This is a genomic window from Rhizobium sp. CECT 9324 (assembly GCF_918741265.1).
Taxonomy (GTDB): domain Bacteria; phylum Pseudomonadota; class Alphaproteobacteria; order Rhizobiales; family Rhizobiaceae; genus Allorhizobium.
In genome coordinates, this window is record NZ_CAKKMZ010000001.1 from 4,048,892 (window position 1) to 4,063,946 (window position 15,055).

Annotated in this window: 12 protein-coding genes; 6 read left to right on the forward strand and 6 right to left on the reverse strand. The window is 60.1% G+C overall.

Annotated elements, in window-relative coordinates:
- Positions 1-141: 141 nt before the first annotated feature.
- The 6 genes from LQ231_RS19530 (at position 142) to LQ231_RS19555 (ending at position 8,919) form a co-directional block, all read left to right on the forward strand.
- A complete protein-coding gene (locus LQ231_RS19530; RefSeq protein ID WP_113142969.1) occupies positions 142-972 on the forward strand; it encodes an MBL fold metallo-hydrolase in 831 nt (276 codons plus the stop codon).
- 216 nt (positions 973-1,188) lie between these two features.
- On the forward strand, positions 1,189-2,832 hold the full coding sequence (locus LQ231_RS19535; RefSeq protein ID WP_230173429.1) for an adenylate/guanylate cyclase domain-containing protein: 1,644 nt from the start codon (positions 1,189-1,191) through the stop codon (positions 2,830-2,832).
- Between the two features lie 63 nt (positions 2,833-2,895).
- A complete protein-coding gene (locus LQ231_RS19540; protein ID WP_230173094.1) occupies positions 2,896-4,077 on the forward strand; it encodes a DUF3095 domain-containing protein in 1,182 nt (393 codons plus the stop codon).
- Positions 4,078-4,127: 50 nt separating this feature from the next.
- A complete protein-coding gene (locus LQ231_RS19545; protein WP_113142966.1) occupies positions 4,128-5,474 on the forward strand; it encodes an adenylate/guanylate cyclase domain-containing protein in 1,347 nt (448 codons plus the stop codon).
- A 226-nt stretch (positions 5,475-5,700) separates the two neighbouring features.
- Positions 5,701-8,415: an ABC transporter ATP-binding protein gene (locus LQ231_RS19550; protein ID WP_230173096.1), complete on the forward strand. Its 2,715-nt coding sequence runs from the start codon at positions 5,701-5,703 to the stop codon at positions 8,413-8,415.
- Between the two features lie 36 nt (positions 8,416-8,451).
- Positions 8,452-8,919, forward strand: coding sequence for a cyclic nucleotide-binding domain-containing protein (locus LQ231_RS19555; RefSeq protein ID WP_113143025.1), 468 nt, complete (start codon positions 8,452-8,454; stop codon positions 8,917-8,919).
- On the opposite strand, the gene LQ231_RS19560 is transcribed toward LQ231_RS19555, so the two are convergent.
- The 6 genes from LQ231_RS19560 to LQ231_RS19585 all read right to left on the reverse strand — a co-directional run bounded on the left by LQ231_RS19560 (position 8,909) and on the right by LQ231_RS19585 (position 15,001).
- Positions 8,909-9,601: an alpha/beta fold hydrolase gene (locus LQ231_RS19560; RefSeq protein ID WP_230173098.1), complete on the reverse strand. Its 693-nt coding sequence runs from the start codon at positions 9,599-9,601 to the stop codon at positions 8,909-8,911. The genes LQ231_RS19555 and LQ231_RS19560 overlap by 11 nt on opposite strands.
- A gap of 14 nt (positions 9,602-9,615) precedes the next feature.
- A complete protein-coding gene (locus tag LQ231_RS19565; protein WP_230173100.1) occupies positions 9,616-10,722 on the reverse strand; it encodes an AI-2E family transporter in 1,107 nt (368 codons plus the stop codon).
- A 114-nt stretch (positions 10,723-10,836) separates the two neighbouring features.
- Positions 10,837-11,889: a patatin-like phospholipase family protein gene (locus LQ231_RS19570; protein ID WP_113142963.1), complete on the reverse strand. Its 1,053-nt coding sequence runs from the start codon at positions 11,887-11,889 to the stop codon at positions 10,837-10,839.
- 51 nt (positions 11,890-11,940) lie between these two features.
- Entirely contained in the window at positions 11,941-13,620 is a 1,680-nt protein-coding gene (locus LQ231_RS19575; protein WP_230173101.1) for an alpha/beta-hydrolase family protein, read from the reverse strand.
- Positions 13,621-13,663: 43 nt separating this feature from the next.
- Positions 13,664-14,251, reverse strand: coding sequence for an HdeD family acid-resistance protein (locus LQ231_RS19580; RefSeq protein ID WP_230173103.1), 588 nt, complete (start codon positions 14,249-14,251; stop codon positions 13,664-13,666).
- A gap of 30 nt (positions 14,252-14,281) precedes the next feature.
- Complete coding sequence (locus tag LQ231_RS19585; RefSeq protein WP_230173105.1) at positions 14,282-15,001, reverse strand: META domain-containing protein; 720 nt, start codon at positions 14,999-15,001, stop codon at positions 14,282-14,284.
- Between the last annotated feature and the right edge of the window lie 54 nt (positions 15,002-15,055).

Genomic DNA, 15,055 nt, shown 5'->3' on the forward strand with positions numbered 1-15,055 from the left:
GGCTGGAACTTTCGACCAATGCCTCTTGGCACATTAACCCCACAGATGAATGGCCACTTGCAATCAGGTGAAAAAGGCGATTGGCTACAGACAGGGTTTTGTGCGATGCGCCCAGCACACCCGGCACAATTGTATGAATGAATGAAAGAGAACGTGTTTTCGATCAAATTTTGGGGTTCGAGGGGCAGCATTCCCGTCTCCGGCCCTCAATTCCAGCGCTATGGTGGCAACACGCCCTGCATCGAAGTCCGTTGCGGCGAGCATCGGCTGTTGTTTGACGCCGGTTCCGGCATCCGCGAAGTCGGCATGGAAATGTTGGAGCAAGGCCTGAAGCAGTCCCATCTGTTCTTCAGCCACTGTCATTATGACCACATCATCGGCCTGCCCTTCTTCAAACCGATCTACAATCCTGCTGCAAGCGTCAACATCTGGTCGGGACATCTCGCGGGGCAGATGACAACGCGTGAGATGGTCAGCCGCTTCATCAGTCCACCCTGGACACCGATCGACACGAATATCTGCAAGGCAAACCTGATCTTTCACGATTTTCATGCCGGCGATGTCCTCACGCCGATCGAGGGGATCACGATCCGCACATTCCTGCTCGACCACCCCGGCGGCGCGATCGGCTACCGGATCGAGTGGGAGGGCAAATCGCTGGCGCTGGTCTACGACATCGAACATCAACCCGGCATCCTTGACCCAACCGCGCTGGAGCTGATGCGCCAAGCCGATATCGCCGTCTATGACGCAGCGTATACCGAAGACGAGATGTTGAAATACAAGGGCTTTGGTCATTCGACCTGGGAACAGGGCGTGAAGCTCGCCAAGCAGGCTTCCACCCGAAAACTGGTCCTTTTCCATCATTCCCCATCACGAACCGACGACGAACTCGACCGACTGGAGCAAATGGCGCAGGATCGCTTTGCCGAAACAGTCGCTGCGCGCGACGGAATGGTGCTTGAACTCTGAATTGCCACGTTCAAGTGATTTGACCGGACGGTCCGATTCACATCAGCAGGAACAACGGCATTTGAAATTCGGAGCATTTTCAACCGCTCGTCGGCAACCAGTCGACGGGCGTATTCATCATATTCACCGCGCCTTCGGTCAAAAAGGCTCACGGAAACAGAAACCTAGGGCGGCAGCGTGAAAAAAGGCATAGTCTCCGAACGGCTGCTTCGCGATATGCGGCTGGCATCCGGCCTGGTGATCTTCATTTTCGTTGCGATGCATATGCTCAACCATGCGCTGGGCCTGATCTCGGTAGAAACCGCCGATCATTTCCGCCGCCCATTCCTGACGCTGTGGCGCAACCCGATCGCCACCGTGCTTCTCTATGGTTCGTTCCTCGTCCATATCCTGCTCGTGCTGCGGTCAATCTATGTCCGCCGCAACTTTGTCATGCCGAAATCCGAGGCGGCGCAGATCCTGCTCGGCCTGCTGATCCCGCTCATGCTGATCCCGCACATCATCGGAACGCGCGTCGCCAACGAACTGTTCGACTATCGCGACACCTATGCCGCCGTGGTCACGCAGCTCTGGATCAGTTCGCCGGTGAATGGCGTGCAACAATCCGTGGTGCTTGTCGTCGCATGGCTGCACGGCTGCATCGGCCTGCATTTCTGGCTGCGATACCGCACTTGGTATGCCGGCGCATCAGCATGGCTGCTCGTTCTTGCCATCATGCTTCCCGTCCTGGCGCTGCTCGGCTTTTCAGAAATGGGCCGCACGATCCAGTCTCCCTTGGGCATAGGGCGCGGCTATCCCGGTGGCTACTATGACCCCACGGCACCCTCCGCCTCGGCTATGGCGCAACTGGCCTCCGTGCGAAAATGGGCCTATGGCACGTTTGCCTTTTTGCTCGTGGCCCTCCTTCTGTTTCGCCTGTTGCGTAAGCTGCGCGAACGTGTCCATCAAATCGCGGTGCGCTACCCCGATGGCCAGGTTGTCCATGTCCCGCGGGGTTTTTCCATCCTAGAGGCCAGCCGCCTGGGCGGTGTGCCGCATTACGCGGCCTGTGGCGGCAAGGGCCAGTGCTCGACCTGCCGCGTGCAGGTCGTCACCGCCGAAGGCACGCTGCCCGCAATCGGCACGCTGGAGCAAAGAACCCTCATTCGTATCAAGCCGGAACCCGGCGTGCGCCTCGCTTGCCAGCTGCGCCCGACCGTCAACCTGACGGTCGCGCCGCTCCTGGTCGCCATGCCCGATACGATCGTCCCGGCAAACAGCCAGGAAGTCAGTCCCGGCAGGGAACGCGATATCGCGGTGCTTTTCTGTGATCTGCGCAATTTCACGACGCTGACCGAAAGCCGCCTGCCCTTCGATATCGTCTTCCTCCTCAACCGCTATTTCGCCGTGGTCGGCAATGCCGTCGAACAGACCGGCGGACACTTGGACAAGTTCATCGGTGATGGCGCAATGGCCCTGTTCGGCATCAATGCGACGCCCGAGGAAGGCTGTCGCCAGGCATTGGCAGCGGCTCGTCTGATCATCGCAGGCATTGAAGAACTCAACATCGAATTGGCCAAGGACTTTTCCACCCAGTTGCAGATCGCCATCGGCATCCATACCGGCCACGCCGTGGTTGGCACGCTGGGCTACGGCCGTACGAAGAATATGACCGCGATCGGCGACACCGTAAATGTCGCAAGCCGGCTGGAATCGGTGGCAAAACAGTTCAATGTGCCGCTGGTTATATCCGAGCCTGTCGCACGGCTGTCAGGTACGGATCTGGCAGGCATGGAAACGCATGAGGTGACATTGCGCGGGCGGGAGCTTCCACTGAATGTGTTCATTCCCGTTGCGCAGGCGACCGCGGCCTCCGCATAGACCGCTTACCTTCCCGAAAAAACCGGTTATGCGACCCGGCTGACAATATGTTAAGGTCACGCGATGAACGTAGGTCCAGACGACAGGTTTTACCAATCCGTGCCACAGTTTACCCGCTTTGAAGGCGTGGTGGACCGGAAGAACTACAAGCCGTTGCCTGATGACTGGTTCCTCGCAATTGCCGACATCGTCGGATCGACGAACGCGATCATCGATGGCCGCTACAAGGCGGTCAACATGGCGGGTGCCAGCGTCATTTCCGCAGTTCTGAATGCGCTTGGCGAACACGAGTTGCCGTTCATCTTTGGCGGCGACGGGGCCATGGTTGCCATTCCCGCCGGCGGAGTCGATACGGCCGCCCGTGCGCTTGCAAGCCTGCGCAACTGGGTTGCCTCCGATCTCCAACTGGACATGCGGGTCGCGCTCGTCCCGGTTTCCGACATCCGATCAGAAGGTCTGGATGTCCGCGTCGCCCGATTTTCGGCGAGCCCCAACATCGCCTATGCCATGTTTACCGGCGGTGGAGCCAGTTGGGCCGAGCAGCAGATGAAGGCCGGCAAATACAGGGTCCAGGTCGCCGATGCCGAAGCCCGGCCGGATCTGACCGGTCTGTCATGCCGATGGGACCCGATCAAGGCACACAACGGCGAGATCGTGTCGATCATCGCCAAGCCGAGGTCGGAAGACACGATGGATGCGTTCCGCAAGCTAGTCGGCGACATCATAGCCGTCACCGCAGAACAGAGCCGCGAAGCACATCCCATACCCGCTTCGGGACCCGAACTCGCCTTCTCCGCTGAAGGCATCGGCGTTGAGGCGCGGGCGACGGCGCCGCCGTCGAGGCGCATCCGCCAAAAGCTCGCCATCATGCTCCAGATTGCCCTGACGGTCCTGCTGCACAAGCTGAACCTGCCAATGGGCCGGTTTGATGCGCGACTCTATAAGGCGGATGTTGCGGCAAACTCGGACTTTCGCAAATTCGACGACGGCCTCATGATGACCGTCGATGTCGATGTCGCCCATCGGGACAGGCTCATCGAACGATTGGAGACCGCAGAGCGTGACGGCATCTGCGAATATGGCCTGCATCGCCAGGACAAGGCGTTGCTCACCTGTTTTGTTGCAACGGCACTGGCGCGTGACCATATGCACTTCATTGACGGCGCAAACGGCGGATATGCGCTTGCGGCCAGTCAGTTGTCGGAGAAACGCGCATTGGTCCAAAACGTACGGGGACTGGTGTAACCGACGAGCAAGGCATTTAGAACGCACATCCCCTAAAAACAGGGCACAATATGAGCCAGCATTCCCAACTCGTTTCCACAATTTTTATGGACAAGGTGGCCGATTGGCTGACCAAGTCGGCGCTTGCGGGAAACACTCTTGAGCAGATCGTCAGCGGATTTTGCGATCGCATCGCCGCAACAGGCATCCCCATTCACCGCATTCATCTCTCCTTCGCCATGCTGCATCCGCTGTATGACGCGCTGGGATTCACCTGGCGTCCATCGACCGGTTTGATCGTCGAACGTTACGTTCACGACATCGAGAAACCGGAGGTCTTTCTGCGCAGCCCCTACTACAAGCTGCTGACCAGCAATCTCGAATTCATGCGTCGACGCATTCCGGCGGAGGGCCCGGTCGAGTTTCCGGTCTTCGAGGATCTGCGCAAGGAAAATATCAACGATTACATTGCCTTCGTGCAACCGCTCGGCAATCAGTCGTCGCAAGGCATGATCGGCTCGTGGTCAACGGCAAGCGAACAGGGCTTTAGCGAGGACGTTATCGCCGCCCTTATGCGCATACAGGACCATCTGGCTGTGGCCGCCAAGGTTGCGGTTCTCGACAAGCTCGCCAACAACCTGCTGACAACCTATCTCGGCGAAGGGGCCGGCAAGCGCGTCCTCAACGGCCAGATCCGCCGCGGCGACGGTGAAACGGTCCGTGCGGCTTTGGTGATGGGCGACATCCGCCAATCCACCCAGATTGCCGATACGGAGGGACGTCAGGCCTATATCGACACGCTGAACGAATTTTTCGATGCGGCAGCCCAGCCGTTCAACCGCAATGGCGGCGAAATTGTCAGCTTTGTCGGCGATGGTTTCCTGGCGGTCTATCCCTGCGGACGGCACAAGGATACGTCGGAAATTGCGTGCCGGCTTGCATTCGAGGCCGTACGGCATGCACAGGCCCGCATGACCGAACTCAACCGCCTGCGTCGCGACAACAATCAAAAGGCCATCGGCTACGGCATCGGCCTGCATATCGGCAATGTCATGTTCGGCAATGTCGGCCTGCGCGATCGCTTGACCTTCTCGGCCTTCGGTTCGTCGGTCAACGAAGTCGAGCGTTTGCAGGCCTTCACCAAGAAATACAGCTCTCAGGTCATCGCCAGCGACGCCTTTGCCTCTTATTGTGGCGGCAATTGGAAAACGCTGGGAGAAGAAGAACTGCGTGGCGTCGGACACAAGGTGACGCTCAGGCAGCCGGAACTGCAGCAGGAACCCGTTCTGGTCGATGCGCTGGCTCGCGACCTGTCCAGGCCCGCGCTCTCGGAAGCGGAACGTGTCATCCTGCTTCATCGTGATGCCAGCAAAACCGGAGAGAAGAAAAACGGCTTCCTAGACAGGTGGATTCAATAGCCCCTCCGAGACGGGGATGCACCAAGCCCGATGCGCCGTCGAATTGACGGCGCCTCGGCGAGATCGGCCTAAAGCCAATTTTGCACGACAAGGCCCAGCAAAAGCCTTGTCATGATCCCGATTGCAGATACGGTCGTTGTCGAACTGCATGGCGACCTGCGAAGGGATGGGTTTCTCTTCCATGCCGGGGGGCTGTACCGATTTCCGAGACATTGCGCGGTGGAAAATGGAAAAAAGCCTGACGCGTTACATTTGGGCGAACACCTATGCCCAGCAGATCTGGATCCTGCTGGTCGTGTTCCTGTCCATGATCCCCTACTTCCTCGCCTTCGACCTGCCCAAGCAGATCGTCAACGGGCCCATCCAGGGCGAGGGATTTGAACACCCCACAGCCACGCAGCCGTTTCTGGAATTGTCCTTTGACATGCCGCTTATCGGGCCTGTCGATCTGTTTGGCGGCTTCAGCCTCGATCGTTTCCAGACCCTGATGGGCCTCAGCCTTGTCTTCCTCAGCCTTGTGGTGCTGAACGGCCTGTTCAAATTCTACATCAACACCTACAAGGGCCGACTTGGCGAGCGCATGCTCCGCCGTATCCGTTTCGAACTTTTCGATCGCGCCCTTCGCTTTCCACCTCTGCATTTCAAGCGGGTGAAATCCCCCGAAATCGCCACGATGATCAAGGATGAAGTCGAGCCACTGGGCGGCTTTATCGGCGACGCTTTCGTCCAGCCGGCATTGCTCGGCGGGCAGGCGATAACAGCCCTGGTCTTCATCCTGGTTCAGAATATCTGGCTCGGCTTGATTGCAACCTCCATGGTCGGCGTACAGGCCGCGATCATCCCGCGCATGCGCAAACGCCTGCTCGAACTGGGCCGCGAGCGGCAATTGACCGCGCGCGAGCTTTCAGGTCGCGTCGCCGAAGTCATAGACGGGATTTTCACGATCCGCGCCAATGACACCTCGAACCTCGAACGCGCCGATATTGCCGCGCGGCTGGCCCGGATTTTCTCGATCCGCTACGATCTTTATCAGTGGAAGTTCCTGGTCAAGTTCATCAACAATATCCTCGCACAGCTGACACCCTTCCTGTTTTATGTCGTCGGCGGAACTCTGGCACTTCAGGGTACCCTGGATATCGGCCAGCTGGTGGCGGTGATTGCGGCCTACAAGGATCTTCCGGGGCCGATCAAGGAACTGATCGACTGGGACCAGGCGCGTCAGGACGTGCAGATCAAATACCAGCAGGTGGTCGAGCAATTCGATGTCGAGCCCCTCGTTCTGCCCGCGGTCCAGGCGCTCGTCAGCACACATTCGCCGCGCCTTTCCGAAGCCCTTGTGGTCTCCAACCTTGTCCTCTGCGATGACAGCGGCGCGCGACGGCTCGACCGCATCTCGCTGGAAATCCAGCCCAACGAGACGGTCGCGATCATCGATCACAATGGCAATGCCGGCGAGGCCTTGGCGGAAGCGATTGGCCGGATCATCCTGCCCGAATCCGGGCGTATTACCATTGCTGGCAAGGAGCTGCACGAGATACCTGAAGCGGTGACCGGCCGCCAGCTTTCCTATGTCTCGTCCGACACGCATTTTTTTCAGGGAACGCTGCGCGACAACCTGCTCTACGGATTGAAGCACGCACCCCTGCGCGACATCGAATACACCGAAGCGGCCGCGCGGCAGAACAAGTGGGAGCGCAAGGAAGCGCAGCTTGCCGGCAACCCCTATCTCGATCTCAACAGTGACTGGGTCGATTACCAGTCGGCAGGCGCCACCGGCCCCGAAGATCTCTACAAGGTCATCGGCGCCGTGCTTGATACCGTCACCATCACCCAGGACATTCTTGATCTCGCGCTCAGATCCCGCGTCGATACCGTCACGCACAAGCCCCTTGCCGATCGCATCGTCGAGCTGCGCGCCGAGATGCGCCGCCGCCTGCGGGACGAGGACCTCGATGCCGTCGTCGTACCCTTCGAGCCGCAGATCTATAATGGCCATGCGACCGTGGTGGAAAATCTGCTCTTCGGCAGTATGAAACAGCCGCTGATGTCGCCCGAGCAGCTCTCGGCGCACCCCTATTTCCGTCGGGTGATGATCGACACCGGAGCAGCCGGCATGCTGTTCGAGATGGGATTGTCGATCGCCGAGACCGCGGTTGAACTGTTCAGTGACCTGCCTGAAGACCACCCCTTCTTCCAGCAGCTCACATTCATGACGGCAGCAGATCTCCCGGTCTACGAAAGCCTCGTGCAGAAGCTGCAGGGCAAAACCCTGGAGGAAGCCTCGCCCGCCGACCGAAGCAGCATCATCCGGATGAGCTTCTCCTATATCGAGCCACGCCACCGCTTCGGTCTTTTGACCGAGGATCGCATGGCGCTGCTTGTGCGGGCGCGAGAGACATTCCATGCCAATATCCCAAAGGATCTGGCAAGCGTTGTCGAGCGTTACGATATCGAAGCCTTCACGGCCTCTGCCAGCCTTATGGACAACATCCTGTTCGGCCGCATCGCGCTCGAACAGGATGATACGTCAAAGCGCATTCGCGCCATAAGCCACGAGATATTCGACAGCCTTGGCCTCAGGAACGATGTCCTGTCGATCGGCCTGGATTTCGAAGTCGGATCGCAGGGTCGCCGCCTAACCGTTGCACAGCGCCAAAAGCTCAACATGGCTCGGGTTTTGTTGAAGCGATCCGACTATTTCATCTTCAACAAGCCGCTTTCGGCCTTGGATCGGCGCAGTCAGGACCGCATCATCACCAATGTCATGCAGATGTCACAGGACGATGAAACAAGCCCCTCAATCATATGGGTCCTGTCCAACCCCGATGCCGCCCAGTTCTTCGATCGAGTTCTGGTCTTCGAGGGGGCAGCGAGCTTGGACAGCGGAAATTTCGCGGAACTTTCCGAGAAAAATAGTATTTTCAAAGAGCTGCTATCGTAATAACGTCTCTTTGAGCGCTAGGGGAGTGCTATGGCAATGCTTTTGAAGGACGAAGTCGAGATGTTGCGGCGCGTGCCGATCTTTTCGCGCATCGCACCGACAAAACTGAAACTTTTGGCCTTTGCGTCGGATCGCATCAGCTGCCGTGAAGGGCAGAATCTGTTTCGTCAGGGCGATGCCGGCGATGCGGCCTATGTCATCCTGTCGGGCACGGCCGAAGTCGTCGTCGACACCCCGACGGGCGAACTCAAGCTGGCAGACGTGGAAAACAATGCCATTGTCGGCGAGATCGCCATTCTCTGCGAGGTTTCACGCACAGCAACCGTTCGCGCCACCAGCCGTCTCGAGGTCTTGCGGATCAGCAAGGACAACTTCCTCTGCCTAGTGCGTGATTTCCCCGAAATTGCCATCGAGATCATGCGCGTGCTCGCCGAGCGCCTCAATCACACCACTGCCGAGCTCACCGTCGCGCTGACCCAGAAGGCGCCCGCCGTCAACGGCTGAACGTGCCGTGTTTGAGGAAGTGGCTGACCTGGTCGATGACCCTGGCATCCCCCATCATGAACGTATGGGTCACCGGCAGGACCAGATGGTCGCTCATGCCGTCGATCTTCGTGCTGGCGACGGACACTTTGCCGTCATTCGGTCCACCGATGAGCGCACTATAGAACGGATTGAGCGAGACATTGCCGGCGATGATCCCAAGCTCGAAATCCGGAAGTGGCAGGACATTCGGCGTCGAGGACGGTGCCGTTCCAAGCTCCATGCCGGCCGGACCATTGATCCAGCGGAACGGCGCCAGGTCGCCAAAGACATCGACGATCTCCGAACCGTGATTGGGCGGCGCCAGCATCACCACCCGGCCAAGCCTTGCCGGCCGATGCCGGGCAAGCCAGGCGCGCACCAGAATGCCACCCATCGAATGCGTGACGAAATGCACGCGCTGCTGCGGCCAGCAGTCGGCAACGGATCGGGTGACATGCGACATCAGCCCCTGGATCGACGCCTGCGTCGATGGATAACCGTTGTTGATCACCTGGTAGCCCTGCTCCTCCAGCGCTTCCTCGAGGCCCTGCATCGAGCGTTCGGTGCGGGCAAGGCCATGCAGCAGGACAACGCATTCGGCCATCGCGGATGAAATGATAGCGCAAACGCCGAACAGGGCCAGCAGCAGCCTCCGCATCATACTGCCTCCAGATCTCACGAAAGCCGGCTTTCGCCGACGATACCGCTGCGCGACAGCAGGATGGCAATCGGCCTTGTGCCGCTGAATTCGGAAAGCACGATGACGAGCACGGCGGTGATCGGGATCGAGACGATGGCGCCCGCAATGCCCCACAGGCTCGTCCACACGGTCAGGCTGATCAGGATGGCATAAGGGCTGAGGTCGAGCGAATTGCCCATGATCTGCGGTTCCAGCACATTGCCGATCATGAACTGTACCACGCTGAGCGACAGGGCGAGCAGCATGACCTGGTCCGGTTGCCCGAACTGACCCACCGCAATCACCGTCGGCACGAAGACACCGATGGCCGAGCCCAGATACGGAATGTAGTTGACCAGCGCGATGATGATCGCCCAGAGAACGGCAAATTCCAGCCCGAAAAACACCATGACGGCATAGCTGACCAGCCCCAGCACCACGTTGATCAGCGACTTGACTGCGAGATAGCGACCGACGCGATAGTTGATGTCGCTGATCACCGCGCGCAGGCGGACGATCCGCTCGGGATCGGAGGACAACCGTCCGAGCTTGGCATCGAAACTCCCCTGCTCCAGCAGCATGAAGACGACATTCAGCAGGACGAAGACCAGTCCGCCCAGCAGCGATGCCGATGAGACGACGCCGCTGCGCAGCGTGGCCTGCAGATTGATCTGGCCGAACAGGTCGTTGCGCAATGTCTCCCAGGTGACATCCCCCTGGAAGCCGACAAAGCCGGCAAGCGCCTGCGCCATCTCCAGGAACTTGACCTGATATTCCGGTGCCTTGGCGGCGAAGACCACCAGGTTGGCGGCCAGCAGCGTAACCAGTTGGATCAGCCCGTAGCCGATCACCAGCGCCGCAAGCGTATAGCGCAGACCTGTCGGCAGGCGTGTCCCGATCACCGGGATTGCCCCGGTCAGGCCCGCAATCGCCGAGACGACATAGGCGATCATCAAGGCAAGCACCATCGGCACCAGGACCTCGGCACCGATATACAGGAACCAGCTGACCATCAGCGCAAGGGCCACCCCGAGGACCAGGTTGACCAAGGAGACGGACGACATGGCAGTCCCCGCAGGATCGGATGGACGAAGCTCGGTCATGCAGACATTCCTTCCTGGAGGCGATGGCGCGGATCAATGGTGAACCCGGCGGAAACTTTGCCAGCGGTACCCGACAGCTCCGCAGCACACGAAAAACTGGCGCTGACAGCCATGTCAGACATCCTCCACCAACTGGTCTATATCGAAGGTCGAGCGCACTCCGACATCGGCAAGATGGGCCTGTCCGAAGGCAATCGCCGCCCGGCGCCCCTCTTCGAACAGCATCTGCAGAAAATCCCATTCGGCGTTCAGCTTGGAGGAATGGCCAAGCGTCACCATGATATCGGATGTAATGCGATGCAGTCGCATCTCCTTCCACTGGCGTGCCTCTCCGTGACCGGGATCGACGACCCGACGCAGCAGCGCGATCATCCGCAATTCCTTCAGCAGTTGCGCGTTGAAGGAAATCTCGTTCAGCCGGCTGGCGATTTCGCGGGCAGTTTTCGGCGTTTCCAGGCGCTCGACCGGATTGATCTGGACAATCAGCGTATCGTGGCTGTCGCATTCCCGCACCAGCGGCGTCATCGTCGGATTGCCGGCATAGCCGCCGTCCCAGTAAGGCACGCCGTCGATCTCGATCGCCTGAAACATCGACGGCAGGCAGGCCGATGCCAAAAGCACGTCGACGGTAATCTCGTGTTTGCGGAACACCCGCCCCTGTCCCGTATGCACATTGGTCGCCGTAATGAACAGCTTGATCGGCCCGTCCGCGAGATCGGGAAAATGGATGATCTCGGCCAAGAGGTCGCGCAGCGGATTTCCGGCAACACCACCGAGGGAATAGGGCGAGACCATGCGCGCCATGATATCCATCGCGAGAAAGGCCGGAGAATTGTCCAAGCTCCAGTCACCGGTGATGCGTTCCAGCGGTCCCCGTTTCAACGGGCTGTAACGGGCCGCTTCCGACGTCTTGCGCCAGAAGGCGGTCAGCATGTCGCGGGCGGTCTGGCGCCCTCCCCGCGCCATGCCGGACGCCAGAACGGCTGCGTTCATCGCCCCGGCCGAGGTCCCCGAGATCCCGTCGATCTCGATGGAATCTTCTTCCAGAATACGGTCGAGCACGCCCCAGGTGAAAGCCCCATGCGAGCCCCCGCCCTGCAGCGCCAGATCGATGGGAGGAATGCTCGTCTTTCCTGTCCGCACATCCGATCCTGATTTTGCCGCCATGTTCGACACCCTCTTCCAGCGTTTCGTCGCAATGTGCGGACCGGCTGCAGATCAAGGCTGCAATGCCGCAACCTTCTGCTTCAGCAGTTCCAGCCCCTCGTCGGTCCAGCCCGGCTGATCGGTTAGCGACGCCCAGGCGTCGACATAGTGATCGAAGGCATAGACATGTCCGAAGCCTTTCGGCGGCAACACGGCGAGCATGATGTCGAAGCCGAGCTGCAGGAAGGTCACCACCGGGATCCACACCATGTCCGGCGACACATCCGGGCCGAACGGCTTTTTCATCCATTCCGGACGCCGCCACAGCGCGCGCGGATCGAAGAACGAAACGGCATCGCTCGCATATTGCAGGAAGATCACCCGGTAAGGTCCCCAGGGCGCCGGAGCGTCCCGCAACGTGTTGCGCTGTGACGTGAAGCGGATCACGGAGCCGTCGCGGAACGTCGGCAGCCAGCTCGGCGTCCCGGGATTGCGCGCAGCCGTGACCGATACCCAGGTGCGCGTATTGAACGGCGGCCCGGCCCACAAGGCACCTTGATACGGGTCACCGATGACCTGGTGCAGATCGTGGCTGAGGTCCGAGTTCAAGGCGCCAAGGCTCAATCCGTGCAGATAGAGCTTCGGCCGCTGGTCGCGTGGCAGCGACCCCCAATAGCCGTAGACGGCGGCAAAGACCGCCCGCGACGTCTCCACCCCATAGCTCGGATCGGCCAGCAGCGCGATCCAGCTGGCCAGATAGGAATATTGCACCGACACCGACGCCACATCGCCATGCAGGATATATTCCAGCGCAGACTGGCTTTCCGGATCGACCCACCCGGTGCCTGTCGGCGTGACGATGACCAGGTTCGACCGCTCGAAGGCCCTGATCCGGATCAGTTCCTGCAAGGCCAGCTCCGCCCTGGCCTCGGGCGTATCGGCGGAATTGAGCCCGACATAGACCCTGAGCGGCTCCAGCGCCGCAGCACCCGACATCTGTTCGATCATCGCCCGATCGGGTCCGGCCGCAACCACCCGTCTGCCTGCTCTTCCGAGGCTCGCCCAGTCAACCAGGGATCCCGGACCACCGGTTTTCAACGGATCGACCGGTTGCACGCTGTCGTCCTCGAAGCGACCATCAAGCTCGCTATAGATGCCGTCGAGGAAACGCATCGCGCCGCCGACCAGCACACCATTGCCGATCGTCCAGAACAGCATTGCCGTGACCGCCAGGGCGATAACGGCGGCCGGCGGCCCGGGAATATGGCGTGCCAGGCGATTTGACAGTCGCTGGGCAATCATGCCGAACAGCCGGAAGACCATGACCAGGACGGCAAACACCGCGAGCGCTACGGCCGCGATCGTCCAGGGCCCGGCACTGTCGATCGGCTCCATATCCATCAGTGCCCGCAGCCGGTTCTGCCATCCGGCCGCCCACCACAGCATGGCAACCACAATGACCAGGCTGACCAGTGCAGCCAGCAGAAGGCCGCGCCGCCGCGCTCGCCCTTGCACGGACGGCAGATGCAGCGAAAGCCAGAGCCAGCGCAGCAGGACACCCAGCCCGTACCCGGCAGCAAGGCAGAAACCGCTCAGAGCCCCCTGGATCAGCGGCGCTCGCGGCACCAGGCTTGGCGTCAGCGATGCCGCAAAGAACAGTGCGCCGATGATCAGGCCAACCCCGGAAAGGGCGCGAAGAAATGCCGCGACCGGGCGTCCAGCGGGACTGGATGACGAAGTGGATGTGACCATCAGGATTGCATTCCCCCTAAACCGACACTGCTAATCCGCCCGATCAGGCCGGCCCGGAGGACATCTTCCCGACTTTCCATGCCATCACCCCGACCGATAGCCCGATGCTGATCAGATTTGCACCGAGCATCACCCCGATCAACCAGAAGGCCGTGACCGGCATGGCCGCAAAAAGCGCCAGCGCCAGCACGACCGACAAAACGCCGCTGGCAAAGATCCACATCCAGTTGGGCAACGGTCGGATGGTGAAGGCAAACACGATCTTGGAAATGCCCTCCATCATGAAGAACACGATCAAGAGCAGCGACAGCAGCAGGATGCCCTCGCCGATATTGCGCAGCAGCAGCACGCCCACCATGATGCCCAGAATGACCGACACGAGTTGCAGCCAGAAATTCGGCGCATGACGAGCGCTGATCAGGCCGATCGCCTGGATGAAGCCGCTGACAATCAGCAGCCAGCCGAAGGTGAAAACGGCAGCAGCCGAGGACACGACCGGAAACAGCATGGCAAAAATGCCCGCCACGACAAGCAGCGCGGCCTCAACGAGATGAAACGCCGAGTGCCGACGCACGGCGTCCCGTGCAGCTTCGCGATACACCTGGGCTGCAGCATCAAGGCCAATGGGCATGTCGACCACCTTTCTGTCTGTTGAAATTGGCTATTTCGGCCGCGTCGCGGTGATCGACGGGCTATCGGACGAGACCAGGACGAGACCGCCATCTGCGTCGATATCGAACCGATCGATCTTTTCCAACGCCGACAGGAAAGACGCCTCGATCCGACTTTTGTGTTCCTCGCAAGCCATCATCGAGCCGGCTATCCCACGCTGAAAGCTGAAGCCCTCGCCGGTCAACGTGAAGCCGCCGAAATAGCGGTTGCAGCCGGAAGAGCCGAAGACGCTCGACTTCTTCACATCGAACTCAAGGCTGACATAGACATCCTCCGGCACCGCGACATCTCCAATCTTGGAGACGCGCCATGGTTCGCCGGCCAACAGCGACACTGGTTCACCGCCGCAGCCGCTGAAGGTCTTGCCGCCCGTCGTAACTGCAACGGTCATCGGGCTGGGCATGCCCGTCATCGTATCGCGACAGACGACCGGCGTGATATCGACCGCAAGATCGTTCGCATCGTCCATATAGCGCCAGCCTTCGCCCTTGCGTGCCGGCTCGGGAAGCACTGCCTCCACCGTAGTGCCGGCATCGGCTGTGCGGAACGAAATCCGTCCGCCATCGAGCGTCACGATCCAGCCCGGTTCGTTGCCGCGCGCCGTCAGGGGCAGTTCCGGCCCATCTGCGGTCTTGCTCGCAGCATGAGCCAAGGACGACGCGCAGACAAGGATCGCGCAGAGCGAGATCAGCTTCGATTTCAGTCGCATGGTTCAATCCTCATCATCGTCGGACTTGGCATTGTCTGAAGCAAGGGAGACCGT

Coding starts and splice junctions, on each gene's coding strand:
- LQ231_RS19530 (WP_113142969.1), top strand. CDS start 142: ATGAAAGAGAACGTGTTTTCGATCAAATTTTGGGGTTCGAGGGGCAGC.
- LQ231_RS19535 (WP_230173429.1), top strand. CDS start 1,189: ATGCGGCTGGCATCCGGCCTGGTGATCTTCATTTTCGTTGCGATGCAT.
- LQ231_RS19545 (WP_113142966.1), top strand. CDS start 4,128: ATGAGCCAGCATTCCCAACTCGTTTCCACAATTTTTATGGACAAGGTG.
- LQ231_RS19570 (WP_113142963.1), bottom strand. CDS start 11,889: ATGGCGGCAAAATCAGGATCGGATGTGCGGACAGGAAAGACGAGCATT.
- LQ231_RS19575 (WP_230173101.1), bottom strand. CDS start 13,620: ATGGTCACATCCACTTCGTCATCCAGTCCCGCTGGACGCCCGGTCGCG.
- LQ231_RS19565 (WP_230173100.1), bottom strand. CDS start 10,722: ATGACCGAGCTTCGTCCATCCGATCCTGCGGGGACTGCCATGTCGTCC.
- LQ231_RS19585 (WP_230173105.1), bottom strand. CDS start 15,001: ATGCGACTGAAATCGAAGCTGATCTCGCTCTGCGCGATCCTTGTCTGC.
- LQ231_RS19560 (WP_230173098.1), bottom strand. CDS start 9,601: ATGATGCGGAGGCTGCTGCTGGCCCTGTTCGGCGTTTGCGCTATCATT.
- LQ231_RS19555 (WP_113143025.1), top strand. CDS start 8,452: ATGCTTTTGAAGGACGAAGTCGAGATGTTGCGGCGCGTGCCGATCTTT.
- LQ231_RS19540 (WP_230173094.1), top strand. CDS start 2,896: ATGAACGTAGGTCCAGACGACAGGTTTTACCAATCCGTGCCACAGTTT.
- LQ231_RS19550 (WP_230173096.1), top strand. CDS start 5,701: ATGGAAAAAAGCCTGACGCGTTACATTTGGGCGAACACCTATGCCCAG.
- LQ231_RS19580 (WP_230173103.1), bottom strand. CDS start 14,251: ATGCCCATTGGCCTTGATGCTGCAGCCCAGGTGTATCGCGAAGCTGCA.